Source organism: Microvirga makkahensis, assembly GCF_009830105.1.
In the GTDB taxonomy this organism is placed as follows: Bacteria; Pseudomonadota; Alphaproteobacteria; order Rhizobiales; family Beijerinckiaceae; genus Microvirga; species Microvirga makkahensis.
In genome coordinates this window covers 153,359-174,208 of the sequence record NZ_WURB01000009.1, presented here as the reverse complement: position 1 = coordinate 174,208, position 20,850 = coordinate 153,359, and the positions used below count along the sequence as shown (strand labels likewise).

At 64.5% G+C, this 20,850-nt stretch carries 19 protein-coding genes and 1 tRNA gene; 11 read left to right on the top strand and 9 right to left on the bottom strand.

Annotated elements, in window-relative coordinates; translation table 11 throughout:
- The first annotated feature begins 385 nt into the window (after positions 1 to 385).
- Positions 386 to 460 (top strand) — tRNA-Val (locus GR328_RS14750).
- 55 nt (positions 461 to 515) lie between these two features.
- On the opposite strand, the gene GR328_RS14745 is transcribed toward GR328_RS14750, so the two are convergent.
- The gene (locus tag GR328_RS14745; RefSeq protein WP_160885283.1) at positions 516 to 1,217 is read right to left on the bottom strand and encodes an HAD family hydrolase; all 702 of its coding nucleotides are present in this window, start codon (positions 1,215 to 1,217) and stop codon (positions 516 to 518) included.
- A gap of 92 nt (positions 1,218 to 1,309) precedes the next feature.
- On the opposite strand from GR328_RS14745, the gene GR328_RS14740 reads away from it, so the two are divergent.
- From GR328_RS14740 to GR328_RS14730, 3 genes are all read left to right on the top strand, one after another.
- Positions 1,310 to 1,765, top strand: coding sequence for a hypothetical protein (locus GR328_RS14740; protein ID WP_160885282.1), 456 nt, complete (start codon positions 1,310 to 1,312; stop codon positions 1,763 to 1,765).
- 121 nt (positions 1,766 to 1,886) lie between these two features.
- A complete protein-coding gene (rpiA, locus tag GR328_RS14735) occupies positions 1,887 to 2,582 on the top strand; it encodes a ribose-5-phosphate isomerase RpiA (RefSeq protein WP_160885281.1) in 696 nt (231 codons plus the stop codon).
- A gap of 30 nt (positions 2,583 to 2,612) precedes the next feature.
- A complete protein-coding gene (locus GR328_RS14730; RefSeq protein WP_160885280.1) occupies positions 2,613 to 3,116 on the top strand; it encodes a DUF2059 domain-containing protein in 504 nt (167 codons plus the stop codon).
- 126 nt (positions 3,117 to 3,242) lie between these two features.
- Here the strand turns inward: GR328_RS14730 and GR328_RS14725 are convergent, their stop codons facing one another.
- From GR328_RS14725 to GR328_RS14715, 3 genes are all read right to left on the bottom strand, one after another.
- Positions 3,243 to 4,742 (bottom strand): tripartite tricarboxylate transporter permease, encoded by a 1,500-nt coding sequence (locus GR328_RS14725; RefSeq protein ID WP_160885279.1) that lies wholly within the window; start codon positions 4,740 to 4,742, stop codon positions 3,243 to 3,245.
- Between the two features lie 7 nt (positions 4,743 to 4,749).
- Positions 4,750 to 5,220 (bottom strand): tripartite tricarboxylate transporter TctB family protein, encoded by a 471-nt coding sequence (locus tag GR328_RS14720; protein WP_160885278.1) that lies wholly within the window; start codon positions 5,218 to 5,220, stop codon positions 4,750 to 4,752.
- Positions 5,221 to 5,290: 70 nt separating this feature from the next.
- On the bottom strand, positions 5,291 to 6,262 hold the full coding sequence (locus GR328_RS14715; RefSeq protein WP_160885277.1) for a Bug family tripartite tricarboxylate transporter substrate binding protein: 972 nt from the start codon (positions 6,260 to 6,262) through the stop codon (positions 5,291 to 5,293).
- 285 nt (positions 6,263 to 6,547) lie between these two features.
- Here GR328_RS14715 and gor point away from each other — a divergent pair, with 285 nt between their 5' ends.
- The 4 genes from gor to gltX all read left to right on the top strand — a co-directional run bounded on the left by gor (position 6,548) and on the right by gltX (position 13,227).
- A complete protein-coding gene (gene gor, locus GR328_RS14710; protein ID WP_160885276.1) occupies positions 6,548 to 7,933 on the top strand; it encodes a glutathione-disulfide reductase in 1,386 nt (461 codons plus the stop codon).
- Positions 7,934 to 8,057: 124 nt separating this feature from the next.
- The gene (locus GR328_RS14705; RefSeq protein WP_160885275.1) at positions 8,058 to 9,443 is read left to right on the top strand and encodes a class II 3-deoxy-7-phosphoheptulonate synthase; all 1,386 of its coding nucleotides are present in this window, start codon (positions 8,058 to 8,060) and stop codon (positions 9,441 to 9,443) included.
- Between the two features lie 428 nt (positions 9,444 to 9,871).
- Complete coding sequence (locus GR328_RS14700; RefSeq protein WP_160885274.1) at positions 9,872 to 11,605, top strand: NAD+ synthase; 1,734 nt, start codon at positions 9,872 to 9,874, stop codon at positions 11,603 to 11,605.
- A 281-nt stretch (positions 11,606 to 11,886) separates the two neighbouring features.
- On the top strand, positions 11,887 to 13,227 hold the full coding sequence (gene gltX / locus GR328_RS14695; protein WP_160885273.1) for a glutamate--tRNA ligase: 1,341 nt from the start codon (positions 11,887 to 11,889) through the stop codon (positions 13,225 to 13,227).
- 66 nt (positions 13,228 to 13,293) lie between these two features.
- On the opposite strand, the gene GR328_RS14690 is transcribed toward gltX, so the two are convergent.
- The 3 genes from GR328_RS14690 to GR328_RS14680 form a co-directional block, all read right to left on the bottom strand.
- Positions 13,294 to 14,055: an ABC transporter permease gene (locus GR328_RS14690; protein WP_160885272.1), complete on the bottom strand. Its 762-nt coding sequence runs from the start codon at positions 14,053 to 14,055 to the stop codon at positions 13,294 to 13,296.
- Positions 14,052 to 15,023: an ABC transporter ATP-binding protein gene (locus GR328_RS14685; protein WP_160885271.1), complete on the bottom strand. Its 972-nt coding sequence runs from the start codon at positions 15,021 to 15,023 to the stop codon at positions 14,052 to 14,054. The genes GR328_RS14690 and GR328_RS14685 overlap by 4 nt, the downstream gene beginning before the upstream one ends.
- Before the next feature lie 169 nt (positions 15,024 to 15,192).
- Positions 15,193 to 16,317: a DUF2865 domain-containing protein gene (locus tag GR328_RS14680; protein WP_160885270.1), complete on the bottom strand. Its 1,125-nt coding sequence runs from the start codon at positions 16,315 to 16,317 to the stop codon at positions 15,193 to 15,195.
- 238 nt (positions 16,318 to 16,555) lie between these two features.
- On the opposite strand from GR328_RS14680, the gene GR328_RS14675 reads away from it, so the two are divergent.
- Entirely contained in the window at positions 16,556 to 17,062 is a 507-nt protein-coding gene (locus GR328_RS14675) for a CreA family protein (RefSeq protein ID WP_160885269.1), read from the top strand.
- Between the two features lie 10 nt (positions 17,063 to 17,072).
- Here the strand turns inward: GR328_RS14675 and GR328_RS14670 are convergent, their stop codons facing one another.
- Positions 17,073 to 17,678, bottom strand: coding sequence for a LysE/ArgO family amino acid transporter (locus tag GR328_RS14670; protein ID WP_160885268.1), 606 nt, complete (start codon positions 17,676 to 17,678; stop codon positions 17,073 to 17,075).
- Between the two features lie 93 nt (positions 17,679 to 17,771).
- Here GR328_RS14670 and GR328_RS14665 point away from each other — a divergent pair, with 93 nt between their 5' ends.
- A complete protein-coding gene (locus GR328_RS14665) occupies positions 17,772 to 18,674 on the top strand; it encodes a LysR family transcriptional regulator ArgP (RefSeq protein WP_160885267.1) in 903 nt (300 codons plus the stop codon).
- A 35-nt stretch (positions 18,675 to 18,709) separates the two neighbouring features.
- Here the strand turns inward: GR328_RS14665 and GR328_RS14660 are convergent, their stop codons facing one another.
- On the bottom strand, positions 18,710 to 19,036 hold the full coding sequence (locus tag GR328_RS14660; RefSeq protein ID WP_160885266.1) for a hypothetical protein: 327 nt from the start codon (positions 19,034 to 19,036) through the stop codon (positions 18,710 to 18,712).
- A 294-nt stretch (positions 19,037 to 19,330) separates the two neighbouring features.
- Between GR328_RS14660 and cysS the strand changes: the two genes are divergently transcribed.
- Positions 19,331 to 20,800 (top strand): cysteine--tRNA ligase, encoded by a 1,470-nt coding sequence (gene cysS / locus GR328_RS14655; RefSeq protein ID WP_160885265.1) that lies wholly within the window; start codon positions 19,331 to 19,333, stop codon positions 20,798 to 20,800.
- The last annotated feature ends 50 nt before the right edge of the window (positions 20,801 to 20,850 follow it).

Sequence of the window (20,850 nt, the reverse complement as noted above, 5' to 3'; positions counted from 1 at the left end):
GGCCAAGGGCTACCTCTACTACGATGCCGACGGCTCCGGCAGCGCGTCCAAGCAGGTGCTGATCGCCCACTTCACCAACAAGGCCGCGCTCACCTATGCCGAGTTCATCATCATCTGAGGCGGTGCCAGGCCTGCATCCGCCGGCATGGCCGGGCCCGCTCCCTTCCGCGCGGTCGGTCCGAGATCCGGGGATCAGCCCGGCCATCCCCGTCTTCAGAAAGCGCTGCGCCATCAAGGCGGAAGGGGCGGCACGGGGCCAGAGATGACGAGGAAGGATGCGAGGCAGATTTGGAACCTTCGAGGGCAGGGGCTGAAAATTCTTGCCACCCTTTTCGACTCTGTGACTTGACGCAGGGCTACGGACGCCAGTAGAAGGCGCTGGTCAGGGCGCGTAGCTCAGCGGGAGAGCATTCGCTTCACACGCGAAGGGTCACAGGTTCAATCCCTGTCGCGCCCACCATTTTCTTCCTGACAATTCGATTCAGTGCAAGAGAGGCCTCGGCCATGCCTGTCCGTCAGGCGGCGACGGGCCTCATCAGCCCCTCGACCGCGGCGAAGAGTTCGTCGAAGTGATCGATCACGATGTCGGGCTTGAGATCCTTCACCGGCACATCCGTATAACCGAAGGGGACGGCGACCACAGGGATGCCGGCGTTCTGCGCCGTAACGATATCGGTGCGTGAATCGCCCACCATGACCGCCCGCGACGGATCGCCGCCCGCCCGCTCGATGGTCAGGGTCAGATGCCGCGGGTCCGGCTTGAAGTAGGGAAATGTGTCACGCCCGCAATTGGCGGCGAAGCGGTGGCCGATCCCGAGTTCATCGAGCAGCCTGACCGAATGTTCCTCCACCTTGTTGGTGCAGACCGCGAGGAGGAAGCCGGCCGCTTCGAGGCGGTCGAGGGCTGAGGCGACGCCGGGAAAGAGCTCGGTCCTGACGCAGATGTTCTCCCCGTAATGCACCATGAACTGGCGGTAGAGCTCGTCCAGATAGGCGGGGACAAGTTCCTTGCCCGCCGCTTCGAAGCCACGCTCGATCAGGGCCCTTGCGCCCGCGCCGATCATGTCGCGCGCGTGGGCGACGGGAAGGGGGGCGAGGCCCTCCTGATCGAGAATGACGTTGAGGGTCCCGACGAGGTCGCCGGCCGTGTCGGCCAGAGTGCCATCGAGATCGAACACGGCGATGGGCGGGGCGATTTGCGGGGTTTGAATGGTCATGAAGCTCGGTTACCTGCTGGAGGCAAGGGAATCAATCGGCGGGATGATATGGTGTCTCCGGTTGATTCGTTCTTACCGTAATGGAGTGGTGAATGCGGCTTTTTGGTTGCGCGGCGTTTCTGTCGACGGCCCTGGCGCTGGCCGGCCTGCCCAGTTCCGTCCTGGCGGCTTCCTACGATTTCGTGCCCGCGCCGCAGACCGATCTGAACCGGATCTACCGGATCGATCGGGTCACGGGGGAGGTCAGCTCATGCCAGTATGGATTGCAGGAAGGCACCATCGGGGTGACCCTGTGCTTCAGCCCGGGCGAGGGCGCCGGAGCCCAGCAGCCCGGAGAATACGGACTGGTTGCGTCCCGGCACGAGCGGGAGGGCGGCGTGTTTCGGGTGAACTACCGCACCGGCGACATGAGCATCTGCTATGTCTTCGACGAGCGGGTCGTCTGCACGCCCCAGGCGAGGCCGTCTTCGGCGGCGTCCACGATGGCACCTTCCGCATCGACACCCGGGGTCAGCCCGGGTACGGGAGCCTCGCCCCAGCGTCCCTGAACGCCCTTGTCAGGGCGTTCTGTCCGGGGCGGGTATGAAACCATCTTTCTTTTCAACATCCTCGCGTGCTAGAGGCGGGCTGCGGCCCCTTCGAGCGGGGCGACAGATTTAGAGGTCCTCAGTGAGCGACAATCTCAAGCGTGCAGCGGCCGAACGGGCAGCCGAACTCGTGACCGATGGCATGAGGCTCGGCCTCGGGACCGGCTCGACGGCGGCGCATTTCGTTGCGGCCATCGGCGAGCGGGTGCGCGGTGGCCTGAAGGTCGTCGGCGTGCCGACCTCCGAAGCGACCCGCGACCAGGCCTTGCGCGAGGGCATTCCGCTCGCGACGCTCGACGAGGTACCGGAGCTCGACCTGACGGTCGACGGGGCCGACGAGCTCGATGACGACCTTCGGCTGGTCAAAGGCGGCGGCGGCGCGCTTCTGCGCGAGAAGATCGTGGCTTCCGCCAGCGCGCGCATGGTCGTGATCGCGGACGGCTCCAAGCGTGTCGCCAAGCTCGGCAAGTTTCCTCTTCCCATCGAGGTGGTGCCCTTCGGACTCACGGCCACGGAGCGGGCTATCGGAAAACTGCTGGAGAGCCTCAGCATGACCGGCGAGCTCCGCCTTCGCCGCGCTGCCGACGGAGCCCCCTATGTGACCGATGGCGGCCATTTCATTCTCGATGCCCATCTCGGACGTATCGACAAACCCAGCGTTCTCGCCTCGACCCTCAACAACATTCCCGGGGTCGTCGAGCACGGTCTCTTTCTCGGCCTCGCTACCGCTGCGATCCTCGCGACGGGGGAGGGGCTTGTCGAACTCGGTCAGCTCTGACCATCAGCCTTCACGATTGGAGTCTCTTCTATGATCCGTTCCGCTTCACGACTGGCTGCGACCTCCGTCGCGCTTTTCCTGCTGGCGAGCCCCGTCTTCGCCCAGCAGGCTGCTCCGAGCGCCAGTCACATGGCCGCCGGGCGCGAGGTTGCCATCAGCTCGGGCATGTCAGGCGCCTTCGATGCGCTGCCAGGCCCGCTCCTCGGTCGCCTGCAGCGGATGAGCGTCACGAATCCGGACATCCAGAAGGATCTGGATGCGGTCGTCGCCCTGCTGCGGCCCGAAGTGGAGCAGAAGAAGCAGGAACTGATCGACGAGACAGCGCGCATCCTCGCCTCGCGGATGACCGAAGCGGAACTGAAGGAGGTCGCGGCCTTCTACAAGTCGGCCGTGGGCCAGAAGTATGTGCAGCTCCAGCCGGCGGTTCTCGACGATGTCGTGCGCCAGATGGATCTGTGGTCGCAGCGGACCTCCGAATTCATCATGTCCCGCGCCCGCGAGGAAATGAGCAAGCGCGGCCACGCGCTTCACTGATCCATCTGCCCCGGAAGCGAATTCCGCCTTCGGGACAGATCCGATGCTTCCCTTCCAGGGGCGCGGAGGCTTTCAAGACCGAAAAAGGCCCGGTTTCCCGGGCCTTTTTGCTGGATGGAACAGGTCCTAATCCTCGACCGCCTTGAAGCGCCCCAGACCCTTCATGACGAAGGGAAGCACCAGGGCGATCAGGGCGATGGCGAGAAGCGTCGCCGAAATCGGGCTCTGCAGCAGGACCATCGGGTCGCCGAGGCTGATCGACAGGGCGCGCCGCAGCTGGCTTTCTGCCACGGGACCAAGGATGAGACCCACGACCACCGGCGCGATCGGGAAATCGAAGCGCCGCATCAGGAAGCCGAGCACGCCGAACACCGTCAGCATGATGAGTTCCACCGGCGAGGGGTTGGCGGCGATCGTGCCCATGGTCGCGAAGACCAGGATGCCTGCATAGAGCCAGGGCTGAGGGATCGCCAGGAGACGGACCCACAGGCCGACCAGCGGCAGGTTCAGCACCAGCAGCATGGCATTGGCGATGAACAGGCTCGCGATGAGGCCCCATACCAGATCGGGCTTCTCCGCGAAGAGCAGGGGGCCCGGGTTGAGGCCGTATTGCTGAAAGCCCGCCAGCATCATCGCGGCCGTGGCTGATGTCGGCAGGCCGAGCGTCAGGAGGGGCACCAGGGTGCCCGCTGCGGAGGCGTTGTTGGCGGCCTCGGGACCGGCCACGCCCTCGATGGCGCCCTTGCCGAAATCCTCAGGATGCTTGGTGAGCTTCTTCTCCGTGGCGTAGGAGAGGAAGGTCGGGATCTCGGCGCCGCCCGCCGGGAGGGCGCCGATGGGGAAGCCGTAGAACGTTCCCCGGAGCCAGGGCTTCCAGGAGCGTTTCCAGTCCTCCTTGGTCATCCAGAGGGAGCCGCGCACCGCTTCGAGCTTCTCCTCGTGCACATGCCGGCGCGAAGCGACATAGAGGGCTTCGCCCACGGCGAAGAGGCCGACCGCCAGAGTCGTCACTTCGATATTGTCGTAGAGTTCCGGCACGCCGAAGCTCAGGCGGGACTGGCCGGAGAGAATGTCGATGCCCACGAGGCCCAGGGCCAGACCGATGAACAGGCTCGTGAGTCCCCGGACGGGGGAATCGCCGAAGGTGGCCGAGACGGTGACGAAGGCCACGCACATGAGGGCGAAGTAATCCTCGGGCCCGAAGCGGACGGCGAGGTCGACGAGATAGGGCGCGAGCAGCGCCAGCCCGAAGGTCGCGAAGGTGCCCGCCACGAAGGAGCCGATGGCGGACGTCGCGAGCGCGGGCCCACCGCGTCCGGCTTTCGCCATCAGGTTGCCCTCGAGGGCGGTCGCCATCGAGGCGCTTTCGCCCGGGGTGTTGATGAGGATCGCGGTGGTCGAGCCGCCATACATGCCGCCATAGTAGATGCCGGCGAACATGATGATGGAGCCCGCCGGGTCGAGCTTGAAGGTGATCGGCAGGAGCAGCGCCACGGTGAGCGCCGGCCCGATGCCCGGGAGCACGCCGACCGCGGTGCCGAGAAGAACGCCGATGAGCGCGAAAAGCAGGTTCATCGGCTGAATAGCGACGGAAAGGCCGCTGGCGAGGGAAACGAAGGCTTCCATGGGGGCCTCAGAGCAGGTTTTCGAGCGGCCCTGCCGGCAGCGACAGGGTCAGGAGCTTGGCGAAGAGCAAATAAATGAAGACGGCGATGACCGCTCCGATCAGGAGGTCCACGAGGAAGGCCCGGCGCCCAAAGGCCGTCGAGGTCGCGGCAAAGAGGATGGCCGTGCCGATCATGAAGCCGCCGCCGACGGCGATGAGAGTGATCAGGCAGGCGAGGCCGCCGAGAATGAGGATGATCGGCTTCCAGTCCAGGCGTTCGCGGTCGGGCAGGTTGCCCCGGAGCGCGCCGATGCCGTTGCCGATGGCAAGGACGGTCAGGCCGATGGAAACGATGACGGGCATGGCCTTCGGGCCGACGTCGTAGGGTGACAGAAGCTGCAGCTTGGTCATGTCCCACCAGACCACGCCGGCGAGGGCGAGAAGGAGGAGGGCAATGATGAGGCCCGCTACGTCGATGTGCCGTTGCTGAGATGACATAGAAAATATCCTGAAAGCAAAAGCGCCGCGCTCTGGGAACGCGGCGCTTCGACGGGCATTAACGCGAAATTCAGGACTTCACCAGCCCCACCGCGGTCAGCACTTCCTTCGTGCGGGCCACTTCCTCGTTCAGGAGCTTGGCGAAATCGTCGCCGGACAGGTAGGAATCCTGCCAGCCCTTGGCCTTCAGGATCTCCTGCCATTCCTTGGACTTCGCCATCTTGTCCATGGCATCCGTCAGGGCCTTCTTCTCGTCGGCGGAGATGCCGGGAGGAGCCACGACCGCGCGCCAGTTGGCGATTTCGAGATCGACGCCCTGGGCCTTGATGGACGGCAGCTCGGCCGTGGCCTTGTCCGCTGGGGAGCTCAGGCCGAGAAGGCGCAGCTTGCCGGCCTTGATCTGGCTCTCGAACTCGCCGTAGCCGGAAATGCCTGCCGTCACCTTGCCGCCGAGGATGGCCGCCAGGGCTTCGCCACCGCCGGAGAAGGGAATGTAGTTGATCTTGGTCGGGTCGGCGCCGGCAGCCTTGGCGAAGAGCGCTGCCGCGATGTGGTCCACGCCTCCTGCCGAGCCGCCCGCCCAGGTCACCTTGGCCGGGTCGGCCTTGATGGCCTCGGCCAGCTCCTTGACGGACTTGATCGGTGAATCAGCCGGAACGACGATCGCCTCGTATTCCGACGTCAGGCGGGCGATCGGCGTCGTCTGGTCGAGGGTGATCGGCGACTTGTTCGTCAGAAGCGCGCCCACCATCACGTAGCCCATGACCATGAGCTGATTGCCGTCGCCTTTGGAGTTATTCACCAGCTGCGCGATGCCGATGGAGCCGCCCGCGCCGGGAACGTTGCTGACCTGCACGCTCTTGGCGATTCCCGCCTGGGTCAGAGCCTGCTGCATGGAGCGGGCGGTCTGGTCCCAGCCGCCGCCGGGTGCCGCAGGGGCCATGATCTTCAGCTCCATCTGGGCGGCCGCCGATGTCACGAAACCTGCCACGGCCGCCGCAGCGAGGGCGCCGCGCCAGAGGCTCTTACGAAGTTGGCTCATTCTGTTTCCTCCATGGGACTAAACGTCACGTCAGGACGTGGTGCGGCAGACCGTAAAGCCGGTTTCTCCGAGGGGCAAGCATCCGTCCCCTGTTTGATGTTGAACCCTACGGAAGCGCCAGCGGCAAGGCGCCGGCGGCAGGCGTTCATTCCCCGGCGCTCTTGCCGTCACGACGGGATGCATGCTGGTCATGCCCCAGTAGCTTGGCGGGAACACTGGCGGCGATGGAGACGCAGCCATTATATGAATGCACATGACCCCCGATTCCACACGGAGACCAAGCCCATGCCCCAGTTCGATGTCGACCTCTTTGTCATCGGAGCCGGGTCAGGAGGCGTCCGCGCCGCCCGCATCGCGGCGGGCTACGGCGCCAAGGTGATGGTCGCAGAGGAGTATCGGGTCGGCGGCACCTGCGTCATCCGAGGATGCGTGCCGAAGAAGCTCATGGTCTATGCCAGCCGCTTCGCCGACGATTTCCACGACGCGGCGGGCTTCGGCTGGAAAGCCGGGGAGCCGAGCTTCGACTGGACAACCCTCATCCGCAACAAGGACAAGGAGATCCACCGGCTGGAAGGGATCTACCGGACGAACCTGGAAAAGGCCGGGGTCGAAATCGTCAACAGCCGGGCCGTGATCGAAGACGCGCATACGGTTCATGTCCTCAAGACGGGGGCCCGCATTCGCGCCCGCTATATCCTGGTAGCCGTCGGGGCTCATCCTACGATGGAGCCCGCCATTCCGGGCGGCGAACTCGGCATCACCTCCAACGAAGTCTTCCACTTGGAAGCCAAGCCGGAGCGCATTCTGATCGTCGGCGGCGGCTATATCGCCGTGGAATTCGCGGGAATCTTCGCAGGCCTCGGCAGCCAGGTGACCCTGGTTCACCGGGGCGACAAGCTGCTGCGCGGCTTCGACGAGGACGTGCGGGACGCCCTGGGCGAGGCCTATGCTCTGCGCGGAATGAACCTCGCCCTGGGCAAGACCCTCACGCGCCTCGACAGGACGGCGGACGGCATCGCCGCGACCCTGTCCGACGGATCCATCGTAACGGTCGATCAGGTGCTCGTCGCCACCGGGCGGCGCCCGAATACCCATGGGCTCGGTCTCGAAAAAGCAGGGATCACCGTCGACGAAGTGGGAGCAATCCCGGTCGACGCCTATTCCCGGACGCTCATCCCTTCGATCTATGCGGTGGGAGACGTGACGAACCGGGCCAATCTGACGCCCATCGCCATCCGCGAGGGCCACGCCTTCGCGGACACGGTGTTCGGCGGCAAGCCCACCATCATCGACCACGACCTGATCCCCACGGCGGTCTTCTCGACCCCCGAGATTGGCGTGATCGGCTGCGGCGAGGCGGCCGCCCGGGAGATCTACGGGGACATCGACGTCTACAAGACAGCCTTCCGTCCCATGAAGGCCACCCTCTCGGGCGGATCGGAGCGGGTACTCATGAAGCTGATCGTCGACAAGGCCACCGACAAGGTCGTCGGCGTTCACGTCATGGGTCACGACGCGGGCGAGATGATCCAGCTCGCGGGCATCGCCGTCACGATGGGGGCGACCAAGGCCGATTTCGACCGCACCGTCGCGGTTCACCCAACTGCAGCCGAGGAACTGGTGACCATGCGCACGCCCGTGGTGGTCAAGAAGCCGGAAGCCGTGGGGTGAGACTGCGCCTCGAGGCGGTCGCGTCCTTTCGGCACTCGCCTTTTTGTTTGTGTCGTGTATAGGTGCCTTTTCGTGCCGCTTGTTGCGGTTGCGAGAGGATGCAAACGACACGGGGGTAAGTGTCATGACTGAGCGGTGGACGCCCGACAGCTGGAGAAACAAGCCGATCCAGCAGGTTCCGGCCTTTCCGGATCCGGAGGCGCTTGAAAGTGTGGAGCAGCAGCTCGCAGGCTTTCCCCCGCTCGTTTTTGCCGGTGAGGCCCGTAAACTGAAGCGCGAGCTGGCCAAGGTGGCCAAGGGCGAGGCGTTCCTGCTCCAGGGCGGCGACTGCGCCGAGAGCTTCGCCGAGCATTCCGCCGACAACATCCGCGATTTCTTCCGCCTGTTCCTGCAGATGGCGGTGGTGCTGACCTACGCGGGCGGCTCGCCGGTGGTGAAGATCGGCCGCGTGGCCGGCCAGTTCGCCAAGCCGCGCTCGTCGGCGACCGAGACCATCGACGGGATTGAGCTGCCGAGCTACCGGGGCGACATCATCAGTGATATCGCCTTCACGCCCGAGGCCCGCACGCCCGATCCGCGCCGCCAGATCGAGGCCTATCGCCAGTCGGCCGCGACCCTCAACCTGATCCGCGCCTTCGCCACCGGAGGATACGCGAACCTTGAGAACGCCCATCGCTGGATGCTCGGCTTTGTGAAGGATTCGCCGCAATCCTCGCGGTACAGCGAGCTGGCCGAGCGCATCACCGAGAGCCTCAACTTCATGCGGGCCATCGGTGTCGATCCCGAGACGCATCCCGAGATGCGCTCCACGGATTTCTACACCAGCCACGAGGCCCTGCTGCTCGGCTACGAGGAGGCCCTGACCCGCGTGGATTCCACCACCGGCGACTGGTACGCCACCTCCGGGCACATGGTCTGGATCGGCGACCGGACCCGTCAGCTCGATCACGCTCATGTGGAATATATGCGCGGCATCAGAAACCCGATCGGTCTCAAGTGCGGCCCGTCGCTCACGCCGGACGGGCTCCTCAAGCTGATCGATGCCCTCAATCCCGAGGACGAAGCCGGTCGCCTTACCCTGATCTGCCGCTTCGGCTCGGACAAGGTCGCCGATCATCTGCCGAATCTGATCCGCGCGGTGCAGAGGGAAGGCCGCACGGTCGTGTGGTCCTGCGATCCGATGCACGGCAACACGATCAAGGCGGCCTCCGGGTATAAGACGCGCCCCTTCGAGCGCGTCATGGGCGAGGTGCGAGACTTCTTCGCCATCCATCAGGCGGAGGGCACCCATGCGGGCGGCATCCACCTGGAGATGACCGGCAAGAACGTGACGGAATGCACCGGCGGCGCCCGCGCGCTCACCGACGCGGACCTCTCGGACCGCTATCACACCTATTGCGACCCGCGTCTGAACGCGGAGCAGGCGCTGGAAATCGCGTTCCTGACCTCCGAGCTGATCAAACGCGAACGTCAGTCCCGGGAGCGACCCGCCGCGCTGGCAGCCGAATAAAAACGAGAAAAGGGGCGCTTCAGGCGCCCCTTTTTACTTGGCCGGGTTGGTGGTAATCCAATCCTAATCCTAGCTCAGCCAGCCCATGAAGTAGAGGATCAGAATGATCGGCAGAGGAATGCCGATCAACCAAAGCAAACCGCCCTTCAGCATCGTTGTCTCCATTGTCCAAATCTGTGAGGATAACGACCTGGGCTGTAGTGGGTTCCGAGATTCATGGTGTTCGCACGGGTCTCATCCTCATGGTTCCGCATTGCGTCATCACCGGCCCTGGGCCGGGGCGTTCTATGGGAGCGCTTGTGCCCTTCGCGTCGGGATGGCCGGGAGCCGTATGACGAGGCAGCCACGATCTGAGGAAACACTGGCCGAGGGATAGCTCTCGCTCAGCATTGCTGCGCACCCGCGGGCGCGCTAAGTCTTCAGACACCATGGCTCAGAACACGCTCAAGATCGCCCTCGCGCAGCTCAACTCGATCGTCGGCGATGTGGCCGGCAACGAGGAGAAGGCTCGGCATGCGCGCGCCGAGGCTGCCCGGATGGGAGCCGACCTCGTGATGTTCTCCGAACAGTTCCTCGCCGGCTACCCGGCCGAGGATCTGGTCCTCAAGCCTGCCTTCCAGGATACCTGCCGCGCCGCGCTCGAGCGCTTGGCCCGCGAGACGACGGATGGCGGGCCCGGCATGCTCGTCGGTCTGCCGTGGCGCGAGAAGGGCGAGCTCTACAACGCCTATGCGCTTCTCGACAACGGCGCGATCTCGGTGCGCTTCAAGGTCGACCTGCCGAATTACGGCGTCTTCGACGAGAAGCGGAACTTCGAGGCCGGTCCCTTGCCGGGCCCGGTGAATTTCCGCGGGATCCGGTTGGGCATCCCGGTCTGCGAGGACATCTGGACCGGCGACGTGGTCGAATGCCTTGCGGAAACCGGGGCCGAGTTGCTCCTCGTGCCCAACGGCTCACCCTATTGGCGGGGCAAGACAGAGGAACGCTTCAACATCGCAGCCGCCCGCGTGACCGAAAGCGGCCTGCCGCTCGTCTATCTCAACCAGGTCGGCGGCCAGGACGAGCTCGTCTTCGACGGCGCATCCTTCGTGCTGAATGCCGATTGCTCGCTGGCCTGCCAGCTTCCCGCTTTCGAGGAGACGATCGCGCTCACGGCCTGGGAGAAGGGCGAGGACGGCTGGGTCTGCCGTGAGGCTTCCAAGATGACGGTGGAGGAGGGTGAGCGGGCCGATTACGCCGCCTGTGTCCTCGGCCTCCGCGACTACGTGGAGAAGAACCGTTTCCCGGGCGTGGTGCTGGGGCTCTCCGGCGGAATTGATTCGGCGATCTGCGCGGCCATGGCCGTCGACGCGCTCGGCCCCGACCGGGTGCATTGCGTGATGCTGCCCTACCGCTACACGTCGCCCGCGTCCCTCAAGGATGCCGAGGAATGCGCGAAAGCTCTCGGCGTGCGCTACGACGTCCTGCCCATCGCCGACGCGGTGGAGGGCTTCGAGGCCGTGCTCCAGCCGCTGTTCCAGGCGACGGAGCGCGACATCACGGAGGAGAACCTCCAGAGCCGTGCGCGTGGAACCATCCTCATGGCGCTCTCGAACAAGTTCGGCGCCATGGTGGTGACCACCGGCAACAAGTCCGAGATGTCGGTGGGCTACGCCACGATCTACGGCGACATGAACGGCGGCTTCAACCCGATCAAAGACCTCTACAAGATGGAGGTCTTTTCCCTGTCCGCGCTCCGCAACCGCTGGAAACCGAAGGGGGCTCTGGGACCGGACGGCATCGTGATTCCGGACAACATTCTCGCCAAGGCTCCCACGGCGGAGCTTCGCGAGAACCAGAAGGATCAGGATTCCCTGCCGCCCTACGAGGAGCTCGACGAGATCCTGCGCGGTCTTGTGGAGGAGGAGTTGCGTGTTGCGGACATCGTCGCGAGGGGCCATGACCCCGAGGTGGTGAAAAAGGTGGAGCGACTCCTCTATGTAGCCGAATACAAGCGCCGCCAGTCGGCGCCGGGCGTGAAGGTCACCCGCCGGAATTTCGGCCGGGATCGCCGCTACCCCGTCGTGAACCGCTTCCGGGACCAGGGCCTCGCCGCCCATGTGGAGGACAAGGCCCTGGAGCGCGCCACCGGCAAGCCCCGTGTCGGTTCGCTCGATGTGTGATCGGCGGTGTCTCGTCCGATCCGAAGGACCAACAGCTGCCCACGTCATGGCCGTCCCGGACTTGATCGGGGGATCAGTCCCGGCCATTCCTATCGGAAAAGCGCCGCGCTTTACCCGTCGGGACCGCCAGCCCAAGGTCGGCAATGGTTTGAGAGCGAGCCGGATCAAGTCCTCGCCCGATCGGGCAAACCCCCTGCCCCTCACGGGGAAACGATAAGGAGCCTTGTTGTCCGATCCGCGTCCCCCTTGCGCCGCCTCGCTCCCTTCGCCATAGGTTGGCCATGTCCAAACCCATCGTCCGCTTCGCCCCGTCCCCGACCGGGCACATTCATATCGGCAATACCCGCGTGGCCCTGCTCAACGCGCTTTTCGCGCGTCGCGAAGGGGGAATCTTCATCCTGCGCTTCGACGACACGGATCTCGCGCGTTCGAAGCAGGAATACGCGGATTCCATCGAGGCCGATCTCACATGGCTGGGCATCCCGCCGGACGTGACTGTACGCCAGTCGGAGCGCTTCGACCTCTACGATGCCGCCGCCGAGCGGCTAAGGGACGTGGGCCGCCTCTATGCCTGCTACGAGACGCCGGAGGAGCTTGAGTTCCGCCGCAAGCGCCAGCTCGCCCGGGGCCTGCCGCCGATCTACGATCGCGCCGCCCTGAAGCTCACGGACGATGACCGCGCAAAGCTTGAGGCCGAGGGGCGCAAACCCCATTGGCGTTTCCGCCTCGATCACGTGAACGTGGCATGGAACGACCTCGTGCGGGGCGAATGCCACGTGGATTGCGGCTCGCTTTCCGATCCCGTTCTGGTGCGCGAGGACGGCACCTATCTCTATACCCTGCCATCCGTCGTGGACGACATCGGCCTGAAGATCACCCACGTGATCCGCGGCGAGGACCATGTCACCAACACGGCGGTGCAGATCCAGATCTTCGAGGCACTTGGCGCCGCCGCTCCCACCTTCGCCCATCACAGTTTGCTGATCACGGCGAGCGGCGAGGGGTTGTCAAAGCGACTTGGCCACCTCTCGGTGAAGGGCCTGCGCGATGCGGGGCTCGAGCCCCAGGCCGTGGCGTCGCTCGCCGTGCTCGTCGGCTCGGCGGAGGCGGTTCGCCCCGTGGCGGATCTCGACGAGCTCGCCAGGCTCATCGACTTCTCCCACATCTCCCGCGCGCCCGCCAAATTCGACGAGAGCGAGCTGGAGCACCTCAACGCGCGCCTCATCCACGAGATGTCGTACGGCACCGTGCGCGAACGCCTCGCCGCGCTCGATGCGGATCTGGGCGAAGCCTTCTGGAACGCGGTTCGCGGCAATCTCAACAAAGTGCAGGATGCGGTGGAATGGGCGAAGGTCGTGCGCGGCCCGGTGACGCCCGTGATCGAGGATCGCACCTTCATCGACGCGGCGGCGGAGGTGCTGCCTTCGGCACCCTGGGACATCACCACGTGGAAGGCCTGGACGGAGGCCGTGAAGGCGAAGACCGGCGTGAAGGGCAGAGCCCTGTTCATGCCGCTGCGCCTTGTATTGACCGGCGTCGATCACGGCCCGGAGCTTGGGAGCCTGTTGCCCTTGATCGGGCCCGAGCGCGTGAGGGCGCGGCTGGCGGGGCAGGCGGCTTAAAGCGCGTTCAACGATTCTCCTCGTCATGCCTGCAACAGGTGCGGGCATGACGAGGAGGGGGATGCTTCACGCCTTGATCTTGTAGCCTGTCCGGAAGATCCACCAGATCGCGGCCAGGCAGATCAGCATGAACGCGAAGGTCATGCCCAGGCTGATGCCCACATCCACGTCCGCGACGCCGTAAAAGCTCCAGCGGAAGCCGCTGACCAGATAGACGACGGGATTCAACAGGGCGACCTTCTGCCAAAAGGGTGGCAGCATGCTGATGGAATAGAAACTGCCGCCGAGGAAAGCGAGCGGCGTCACGATCATCAGCGGGATGACCTGAAGCTTCTGGAAGCTGTCGGCCCATACGCCGATGATGAAGCCGAAGAGGCTGAAGGTGACGGAGGTCAGCACCAGAAACGCGATCATCCAGACCGGATGCTGAATCGAGAAGTCTACGAAGAGCCGCGCCGTGACAAGGATGATCGTGCCGATGATCACGGACTTGGTGGCGGCAGCGCCCACATAGCCGATCACCGTCTCGATGGCGGAAATCGGCGCGGAGAGAATCTCGTAGATCGTGCCTGTGAATTTCGGCATGTAGATGCCGAACGACGCGTTGGAAATGCTCTCCGTCAGGAGCGAGAGCATGATCAGGCCCGGGACGATGAAGGCGCCGTAGCTTACGCCGTCGATCTGGGCCATGCGCGAGCCGATGGCCGAGCCGAAGACGATGAAATAAAGCGATGTCGAGAGAACCGGCGAGGCGATGCTCTGCATCAGCGTGCGCCAGGTGCGTGCCATCTCGAAGAGATAGATGGCTTTGATCCCGTAAACGTTCACGAGCGCCCCCTCACCAGGCTGACGAAGATGTCCTCGAGCGAGGACTCGGAGGTGTGAAGATCCTTGAAGTCGATGCCGTGCTCGTTGAGCCGGCGCAGGAGCGTGGCGATGCCCGTCTCCTCGCTCTGGGTATCGAAGGTGTAGATCAGCTCCGCACCGTCGGTGGAGAGCTGCAGATGCTCGGATTGCAGCGCGGCGGGCAAGGCCTCGAGCGGGCTCTGAAGGTGCAGGGTCAGCTGCTTCTTGCCGAGCTTCTGCATCAGAACGTGCTTGTTCTCCACCAGGATGATCTCGCCCTTGTTGATCACCCCGATGCGATCAGCCATCTCCTCGGCCTCCTCGATGTAGTGGGTGGTGAGAATGATGGTGACGCCGCTCTCGCGCAGGCCGCGCACCATGGCCCACATGTCCCGCCTGAGCTCCACGTCGACGCCGGCCGTCGGTTCGTCGAGGAAGAGGATCTTGGGCTCGTGCGAGAGCGCTTTGGCGATCATGACGCGGCGCTTCATGCCGCCGGACAGGGCCATGATCTTCGCGTCCTTCTTCTCCCAGAGGGAGAGATCTTTGAGGATCCTCTCGATATAGGCGGGGTTCGCGGGCTTGCCGAAGAGGCCGCGGCTGAAGTTCACCGTCGCCCAGACGCTCTCGAAAGCGTCCGTGGTAAGCTCCTGCGGGACGAGGCCGATCTTGGTGCGGGCAGGGCGGTAATCGCGGATGATGTCGTGCCCGTCAGCCGTCACCGTGCCTGTGCTCGGATTGACGATCCCGCAGATGATGCTGATGAGCGTCGTCTTGCCGGCGCCGTTGGGGCCCAGGAGCGCAAAGATCTCGCCGCGGCGGATCTCCAGATCGACGTTGCGCAGAGCCTGGAAACCCGAGGCATAGGTCTTGGAGAGGCCGGAGACCGAGATGATCGGGTCCGGCGCGCCGGAGGCTTGCTGTATTCGCGTGTGATCGAGAGGTTTCATGCGGCGCCTGATAGCACAAAAAATGCGTCGTGACCCCTCCTCCACAGGAGGGCAGGACTTACGTACATTCTTGTCTTCACGGACCTCGTGCCGGTGATTCACGCCTTTTTCGGCGCGGCGGTTCTCGAAAGACGTGGATGGCCGGGCCCGCCCCGGCCATGACGGGAAATCAGTTCTGCGGGGTCGGCACCGGAATGAGGTCCGGTGCGATCACGCGCACGGTCTTCTTCTGGCCGTTTCCGGCGACGACTTCCTGCTGGTTGCCTTCGTTCTCGCCGACCACGCGGGTGTTCTCGATGGATTGCGGGCCGATACCGGAGGATTCCCTGCTCGCGGTCGGGGCGGCGTCGGCGCTCTCGGCCGCGGCCTTCTCCTCCTCGTCCGCCTTTTTCTCGGCGGCCCTACGGGCCTGAACGGCTTTCGGACGCGAGAGCTCCTCGGCCTTCTCGGCGCTCACGATCATGTCGCCCTTGCGCTGCGACAGCATGCTTTCGGCCTTGCGAAGAACGGCGGCCCAGCTCTCGTCCTGCCGTTTGCAGGCGCAGCTTTCATCGAAGGTCTTGCGAAACTTGAAGGCGTTCGCGAGCGACGTGTAGGGCCGGTTGCTCGATAGAGAAACCGCGCGGGACAGGCCGTCGTCGCCGCCCGGATAGGCATAGGCGGTCGTCTCCGTGCCGGGGCACAGGGCCTGGCACATCTCGTCGGCACTCTGCTGGCCGCCGGGCGGAGTGGTGAGCGGGAAAAACGCGCCGTCGCAGGTTTTCACACAGATCAGGCGACCGCCGCCCAGAGCGGTCTGACCTTCGTCGGCGATGATCGGCTGACCTTCCGGCATGACCTGGTTGGGCTGCTGACCGCGCGGCGGGCCGAAGAGCGACTCGAAGAAGCCCCGGGGCTGTTCGGCGGAGCAGGCCTCCTGCACGGCCATCTGGAGCTGGCGACGGCGGACCTCCACCTCGGAGGGATCGACGGCCTGAGCGGCAAGGCGGGCATAACCGGCTTCGAGCTGGCGGATCTGCGCGGCGATGGAGCCGCACTGGGCCGGAGGCGGCCCGGCTAGGAAGCCTAAGGGACCGCGCTCGCATCCGATGGAATTGTAGTACCGGACCAGCCGGTTGATCTCTGCCCGCTGGGCCCGCATCTGCCCGGTCGGCGCCCCGCCTCCGCTGCGCTCGAGATTCGCCAGTTCCGCGCGGAAGCGCTGGCACTCGGCCGATTGGGCGAGGGCAGCCTGACCGGCGGCGAGAAATGCCGCGACGGCGAGGAGGGAGCGAAGAAGAAATGTTTTTGTCATCAAGCTGATCGCAGAACCGGGTCCGACACGGCGCCATGGCCAGAGACTGGTCATGTGGCGCCGGAATGGGGCCCTATTGTGATTACCGTCGCGCGGGCTTCGGGTGAAGCTGCAGGACAGCAGCAGCATGTACCCTCATCCGGCTCCGGGAGCAAATAAGGTTGCGTGAGCCCTTCCGGGCTCTCGCCAAGGGAGCGCGGCATCCCCACATGGAGCGTAGCATTGGGAGAGAACAGGAATGCTTGCTCGAATCGCTCTGGTCCTTGCCCTCGTCGTGGGCGCCGCCGCCGGGGCTGCGGCCCAGGAGCCGGATCTGATCTTCAAGAAGTCCACCGTCTGGCGGGCCCTGACCCCGGACGACAAGCTCGCGGTGTACGGAATCGACGATCCCCTCGTGGAGGGCGTGGCCTGCCATTATACGACACCCGAGCGGGGCGGCATCTCCGGCACGTTCGGCGTGGCGGAGGAGGTGTCGGACATTTCGCTCTCCTGCCGTCAGATCGGGCCGGTGACGTTCAAGCAGCGGTTCGGCCAGGGCGACGTGGTCTTCAGCGAGCGGCGCTCCCTGATCTTCAAGAAGATGCAGATCGTGCGCGGCTGCGACGCCAAGCGCAACACCTTGGTCTACATGGTCTATTCGGACCGGCCGATCGAAGGCTCGCCCAAGAATTCGACCTCCACCGTGCCCCTGATGCCTTGGGGCAACGAGGTTCCGGCCCAATGCGGCGAGTGGCTGAACAAGTGAGGCGCGCCCCTCAGCCGCCGTTCAGCAGCAGCCTCGCCGCCGTCGCCCACATGATGAGCCCGATCACGACGTCAAGGACGCGCCATGTGGCGGGGTTGGCGAAGAACGGCTTGAGCAGGCGTGCGCCGTAGCCGAGGGAGAAGAAGAACGTGAACGACGCCAGCATGGCCCCGATGGCGAAGCCTTCCTTTCCCTGGGCAAACTGCGTCGAGATCGAGCCGATGAGAACCACCGTGTCCAGATAGACATGCGGGTTCAGCCAGGTGAGGGCAAGGCAGGTGAGGACGGCACGCTTCATGCCGGCCGGCGCGGCCTCGGATGGCCGCAAGGCAGCAGAGCGAAACGCATCCCTGAAGCTGCGCGCGCCATACGCCAGAAGAAAGGCGGCGCCGAAATAGAGGAGGGTGGTCTCCGCCCAGGGCATCGCTGCGGTGACTCGGGACAGACCGGACACGCCGGCCAGGATGAGCACGGCGTCCGACAGGGCGCAGGTCAGGCAGACGGCCCAGACGTGCTCGCCCCGCAATCCGACGCGCAGTACGAATGCGTTCTGGGCCCCGATGGGAAGAATCAGGCTGATGCCGAGCAGGAAGCCGGCGATGAGAGAAGCGGTCATGTCGATGATCCAAACGAGAGACCATCCTCCCTAGGTGCGTCCATGGGATTAGGGTAGTTAAAAGAGCTGCTCTCACATTAGAAGTTCTAATCCATGCTGGACTATGCCCACCTGTCCGCCCTCGCTGCCGTGATCCGGACCGGCAGCTTCGAGCGGGCGGCGCAGTACCTGAACGTGACGCCTTCGGCGGTTTCTCAGAGAATCAAGCTGCTGGAGGAAAGGATTGGGACGGTTCTCGTCATCCGAGGTCAGCCCTGTGTGCCGACGGAAGCCGGGCAACGCCTGTGCCAGCATGTGGAGCAGGTCGCCCTGCTCGAAAGCTCGCTCCGTCGTACCCTTCCGGGACTCAAGGCTGACACGCAATCCGTGACGCTGCGTATTGCCGTGAACGCAGACAGCCTCGCCACATGGTTCATTCCGGCCATGGCGGAGGCCACGGGGTATCTGTTCGATCTCGTCCTCGACGACCAGGATTACAGCGCGGATTGGCTGCGGCGCGGGGAAGTGATGGCAGCCGTGACCTCTCACGGAACGCCGATCCAGGGCTGCAACTGCCGTCCTTTGGGAGCGATGCGCTACATTGCGACGGCCAGCCCCGGTTTCGTCGAACGCTGGTTCTCCGGCGGCCTCGACCGGGAGACGGTCGCCCGCGCGCCCTGCCTGATCTTCAATCAGAAGGACCGCCTGCAGCATGCCTGGTTGCGACAGGCCTTCGATGCGGAGATACGTCCGCCGCTCCATTGGCTGCCCTCGTCGCAGGCTTTCGTGGATGCCGCGCTTGCCGGGTTGGGGTGGGGGATGAATCCGGAAGTCTCGGTAAGGGAGCACCTGCGTACCGGTCGACTGGTAGCGCTGAAACCGTCGCTTCCGCTGGAGGTGCCCCTGTTCTGGCAGGAAAGCCGGATTGTCGGTCCGGTGATGGCGGACTTGACCCGGACTGTCCTGAAGACCGCCCGGGCCCTGCTGACATGCCTGCCTGTCTCACGGGAGCCCTGAGACCGGTTTGCCGCCAGCGTTACTGTGGGACGGAATCAGTTCGAGCAGGTGACCGAGATCGGGCGGAGCTCGTCGGTTTTGATCGACACCTTCTGGATGGAGCCTGTCGTCTCCTCGATCCGGAGCTGCCGGAACGAAACGGCTCGGGCATAGCCTTGAGCCTCGCACCAGGTGTCTGCCACAACTTGGCCACAAGCCTGGTTTGAGATGAGACATTCCGCGACGCCGTAGCCATCGGCGGCAGGGACGAGGAAGGTCGCTTCGGTCGATGAGGCCTGTGTGCCGTTCGGAAGCAGCGTCAAGGACGCGGCAGCAAGGAACACGGCTGTGCCCAACCCGAGCACGGCATATGCGCGGCGCATAGAAAACCTCATTGATTGAATTCGTGCTTCAGTATCACGGAAGCCCGTGAATAAAGGTCTAACGGGTTTGGTAAAGACCCGTTTCTTGCATGTGTGCAAATGAACTGTGCTCATTGGCACGGGAACCTTGACGCCTGTCCGCCGACGAGGCATTGATTGTTTCATGAACACGGCAACAATCCTCATTTCCGGGATTATTTGCGGCTAGCGCGCCACGCTGGCTGGAGCCGTCTCGTTCTCATTCCAAGAATGAAACCAAACTCCGGCCTTGTGGCCTGACAGGGACTTGGTTTCATGGCGCCTCAGCTGAAGCTCTACAACACACTCACTCGGTCGAAGGACGCTTTCGTCCCGATCGACCCCGGGAACGTGCGCATGTATGTCTGCGGCCCCACGGTCTACGACTATGCACATATCGGTAACGCCCGCCCCATTATCGTCTTCGACCTTCTGTTCCGTCTGCTGAGACATGTTTACGGTGCGGAAGCCGTAACGTATGTGCGCAACATCACGGATGTGGACGACAAGATTAACGCCCGCGCCGCCCGCGATTATCCGGGCCTGCCTCACAACGAGGCCATCCGTGAGGTGACCCTGAAGACCGAGGAGCAGTTCCACGCCGACATCCAGGCGCTCGGCGTCCTCATGCCGGAGGACGTGAACATCCCCGGCATACGGCCCAGCTTCGTGGAACCTAGGGCCACCGAGCACATCAGCGAGATGCGTATGATCATCGAGCGGCTGATCGAAAGGGGTAATGCTTACGTGGCAGAGGACCACGTGCTCTTCTCCGTCGCCAGCATGCAGGAGCTGTCTGGGCTGCCGAAATACGGCGCACTCTCGAAGCGCTCCCTCGACGAACTGCTCTCCGGCGCACGTGTGGACGTGGCTCCCTACAAGCGCGATCCGATGGATTTCGTGCTCTGGAAGCCCTCGGGGCCGCAGGATCCGGCCTGGCCGTCTCCGGCAGGGATCAAGACTCCGGGCCGACCCGGTTGGCATATCGAGTGCTCCGCCATGTCCTGGAAGCACCTGATCCAGGCCTTCGAGACGCGGCTTTCCTGCAGCGACCCGACGGAACGCGAGATTTTCGACATCCATGGCGGCGGCATCGACCTCGTGTTCCCGCACCACGAGAACGAGATCGCGCAGAGCTGCTGCGCTTTCCAGACACCGCGCATGGCCAATGTCTGGATGCACAACGGCTTCCTGCAGGTGGAAGGAGAGAAGATGTCGAAGTCACTGGGCAACTTCTTCACCATCCATGACCTGCTGAAGGATTGGCCCGGCGAGGTGCTGCGCTTCAACATGCTGCGCACCCATTATCGCCAGCCGATCGACTGGACCGTGAAGGGGCTCGAGGAGAGCCAGAAGACCCTCGACCGATGGTACGAGCTGGCCGGTCACGGCGAGAGGGCGCAGTGGTCGGAACATATCGTCGAAGCGCTTGCCGACGACCTCAACACGCCGAAGATGCTGGCGGAGCTGCATGCTCTCGACGGCGAGGGCGCCCATGACGAGCTCGGTGCCAATCTGCGCGCGATGGGCTTCCTACGGGAAGGGGTGGAGGGCTGGAAGGCCCGCAAGCGGGCTTCGCTCGCAGTCGATCCCGCCGTGATCGAGCGCCTGATTGCCGCCCGCAAGGAAGCGCGCGCCGCGAAGAACTGGCCCGAGTCCGACCGCATCCGCGACGAACTCGCGGCGCTCAACGTCGTGGTGAAGGACAACAAGGACGGCACCACCACCTGGGAGGTCGCGCGATGACCAAAATTGTCTCCGATCGTCATGGCCGGGCTCGTCCCGGCCGTCCCGGC